Here is a 3,633-nt window from a genome sequence, read left to right as displayed (position 1 = left end):
GGGGCCTCCTTCGGCGCCGGCAACTACGGCATGTGCGGGCGCGGCTTCGAGCCGCGTTTTCTGTTCAGCTGGCCCAACGCGCGCACGGCCGTGATGGGCGGCGAGCAGGCCGCGCGCACCATGCAGATCGTGGCCGAGGCCGGCCTGGCGCGCAAAGGCCTCACGCCCGATCCGGCGCAGATGCAGCAGCAGTTCGAGCAGATCGTGCAGGTGTTCGAGAGCCAGGCCGACGCCTTCCACACCAGCGGCCTGCTGCTCGACGACGGCGTGATCGACCCGCGCGACACGCGCGCGGTGCTCATCTTCTGCCTGGACACCTGCGCCGAGGCCGCGCAACGCACGCCACGCCCCTTGCCCTTCGGGGTGGCGCGCATGTAGATCCGCCACGCACACACCGACCGAGGAGACACACCATGCAGTTCACGCACGAGCACCGCGAGATCCAGAAAACGCTCAAGCGTTTCATCGACGACCACATCAACCCCCACGTGGACGAGTGGGAGGCCGCCGAGATGTTTCCCGCGCACGAGGTCTTCAAGGGCCTGGGCGAGCTGGGCCTGCTGGGCCTGACCAAGCCCGAGGCCCACGGCGGCGCCGGCCTGGACTACAGCTACAGCGTGGCCATGGCCGAGGCGCTGGGCCACATCCACTGCGGCGGCGTGCCCATGGCCATCGGCGTGCAGACCGACATGGCCACGCCCGCGCTGGCGCGCTTCGGCAGCGAGGAGTTGAAAGCGCAGTTCCTCGCGCCCGCGATCCGTGGCGAAGCGGTCGGCAGCATCGGCGTGAGCGAGCCCGGCGCCGGCAGCGACGTGGCAGCGATCAAGACCACCGCGAAGAAGGACGGCGACGACTACGTCATCAGTGGCCAGAAGATGTGGATCACCAACAGCCTGCAGGCCGACTGGATCTGCCTGCTGGTGAACACCAGCGAAGGCCCGGCGCACAAGAACAAGAGCCTGGTCATGGTGCCGCTGCGCGAGAACGGCAAGCCGGTGAAGGGCTTCGAGGTCGGCAAGAAGATCCGCAAGATCGGCATGCACAGCAGCGACACCGGCCTGCTGTACTTCGACGAGCTGCGCGTGCCGCAGCGCTACCGCATCGGCCAGGAGGGCGCGGGCTTCGTCTACCAGATGCAGCAGTTCCAGGAGGAGCGCCTGTGGTGCGCGGCCAGCACGCTGGTGAGCCTGAACAACTGCATCGAATGGACCATCGAGTGGGCGCAGGAGCGCAAACTCTTCGGTGCGCAACTGGCCGACCAGCAGTGGGTGCAGTTCAAGCTGGCCGAACTCAAGACCGAGGTGGAGGCGCTGCGCGCGCTGACCTACCTCTCGTGCGACCGCTACGTGGCCGGCGAGGACGTGACCGAGTGGGCCACCATGGCCAAGCTCAAGGCCGGGCGCCTGAACCGCCTGGTGCCCGACACCTGCCTGCAGTTCTGGGGCGGCATGGGCTTCACGCTGGAGAACAAGGTGGCGCGCATGTACCGCGACGGGCGCCTGGCCTCCATCGGCGGCGGGGCCGACGAGGTGATGCTGGGCATCCTGAGCAAGATCATGGGCATCGCCAAGAGGCCGCCGCGATGAACCGGGCCCTGATCATCGACCGCGACGGCGCGGTGGAGCGCTGGACGCTCAACGACCCGGCCTCGCGCAACGCGCTGAGCGACGCCATGGTGGTGGGCCTGTACGCCGCCTGCCTGCGCGCGAAGAACGACCCCACGCTGCGTGGCGTGGTGCTGGCCGGGGCGGGCGGTGCGTTCTGCGCCGGCGGCAGCCTGGGCGGATTCGCGCACGCCATCGGCCAGCCGCTGCAACCGGGTCAGACGGACCCGTTGATCGAGGTGAACCGCGGCTTCGGTGACCTGCTGCACGCCTTGAGCAGCTTGCCGCAGTGGCTGCTGTGCGCGGTGGACGGCCCCGCCATGGGCGGCGGCTTCGGCCTGGTGTGCTGCGCGGACGTGGTGATCGCCACCGAGCGCGCCGGCTTCGCCACGCCCGAGGTGACGCTGGGCCTGCCGCCCGCGCAGATCGCGCCCTTCGTGTGGCGCCGCCTGGGGGACGCCACGGCGCGCCAGTGCCTGCTGAGCGGTGCGCGCTGGAACGCGCGTGAAGCGCAGGCCGCGGGCCTGGTGAACCGCGTGGTGGCCGATGGCGCGCTCGATGCCGCCGTGGCCGAGGCCAGCGCCGCGCTCAACCGCGCCGCGCCGGGCGCGGTGGCGGCCACCAAGCAGCTCCTGCTGCGCCTGTGCGACGACCGCCCCGACCTGCGCGACGAGGCGGCCATCGCCTTCGCCAGCGCGCTGCGCGGGCCCGAGGCCGCCGCCGGCCTGGCGGCGTTCGCCAACAAGCGGGCCGCGCCCTGGGCGCCAGAGCCACCGTCCACGGACGCGCCGAAAGAGAGCCGGTCATGAGGCGCCTGCTGATCGCCAACCGCGGCGAGATCGCGCGCCGGGTCATTCGCACCGCGCACCGCATGGGCATCGCCACCGTGGCCGTGTACAGCGACCCCGACGCGAACGCGCTGCACGTGCGCGAGGCTGGCAGCGCCTTCGCGCTCGGCGGCGCGAGTTCGGCCGAGTCCTACCTGCGCATCGACCGCCTCATCGAGGCCGCGCGCGCCACCGGCGCCGATGCGCTGCACCCGGGCTACGGCTTCCTGAGCGAGAACGCGGACTTCGCGCAGGCGGTGATCGATGCGGGCCTGGTGTGGGTGGGGCCGCCGCCCGCCGCCATCCGCACGCTGGGCAGCAAGTCGGCCGCCAAGGCGCTGGCGCAGGCGCATGGCGTGCCGGTGCTGCCGGGCTACTTCGGCGCGGACCAACGCGACGAGACCTTCGTCGCCGAGGCGCAGCGCATCGGCTACCCGCTGATGGTGAAGGCCGTGGCCGGTGGCGGCGGGCGCGGCATGCGCCTGGTCACCGAGGCCGCGCAGTTGCCTGCCGCACTGACCAGCGCGCGCGCGGAGGCCATGACGGGTTTCGGCAACGCGGACCTGTTGATCGAGCGCGCGGTGCTGCGCCCGCGCCACGTGGAGGTGCAGGTCTTCGCTGACGCGCACGGCCAATGCATCCACCTGGGCGAGCGCGATTGTTCGGTGCAGCGGCGGCACCAGAAGATCATCGAAGAGGCGCCGAGCCCCGCGGTGACGCCCGCCTTGCGCGAGCAACTGGGCGCGGCTGCCGTGGCGCTGGCGCAGGCGGCGGGGTATGTGGGCGCGGGCACGGTGGAGTTCTTGCTGGATGGCGACCGCTTCTTTTTGATGGAGATGAACACGCGCCTGCAGGTGGAGCACCCGGTGACGGAAATGCTCACGGGCCTGGACCTCGTCGAATGGCAGATCCGCGTGGCGCGCGGCGAGCCGCTGCCCCTGGCGCAGGACCAGATGCGCCTGCGGGGCCACGCCATCGAGGTGCGCCTGTGCGCCGAGGACGAGCGCTTCACGCCGCACACCGGCACCGTGCGCGCCTTCGTGGCGCCACCCCTGAGCGAGGGCCTGCGCTTCGACCACGCCATCGAAACCGGCACCGAGGTGACGCCGCACTACGACGCCATGCTCGGCAAACTCATCGCGCACGCGCCCACGCGCGAGCAGGCCATCGAACGCCTCGCGCACGCGCTGGACGCGACCGTG

The 3,633-nt window shown here is 71.4% G+C and carries 4 protein-coding genes; all 4 read left to right on the top strand.

Annotated features, from left to right (window positions below; genetic code table 11):
• A partial coding sequence (locus tag VLG41_RS14835) for a carboxyl transferase domain-containing protein (RefSeq protein WP_325350169.1) occupies nt 1–378 on the top strand: 378 nt, incomplete at its 5' end.
• Nucleotides 379–413: 35 nt separating this feature from the next.
• Nucleotides 414–1,586: an acyl-CoA dehydrogenase family protein gene (locus tag VLG41_RS14830; RefSeq protein WP_325350168.1), complete on the top strand. Its 1,173-nt coding sequence runs from the start codon at nt 414–416 to the stop codon at nt 1,584–1,586.
• The gene (locus VLG41_RS14825) at nt 1,583–2,413 is read left to right on the top strand and encodes an enoyl-CoA hydratase/isomerase family protein (RefSeq protein WP_325350167.1); all 831 of its coding nucleotides are present in this window, start codon (nt 1,583–1,585) and stop codon (nt 2,411–2,413) included. Before VLG41_RS14830 ends, VLG41_RS14825 begins: the two co-directional genes overlap by 4 nt.
• Nucleotides 2,410–3,633, top strand: a 1,224-nt coding sequence (locus VLG41_RS14820; protein WP_325350166.1) for an acetyl-CoA carboxylase biotin carboxylase subunit, incomplete at its 3' end; no start/stop codon positions are given. The genes VLG41_RS14825 and VLG41_RS14820, both read left to right, overlap by 4 nt.

Origin of the sequence: Hydrogenophaga sp. (genome assembly GCF_035481345.1) — a bacterium.
Classification (GTDB): Bacteria; Pseudomonadota; Gammaproteobacteria; order Burkholderiales; family Burkholderiaceae_C; genus Hydrogenophaga.
This window is presented reverse-complemented; position numbering and strand designations above follow the sequence as displayed.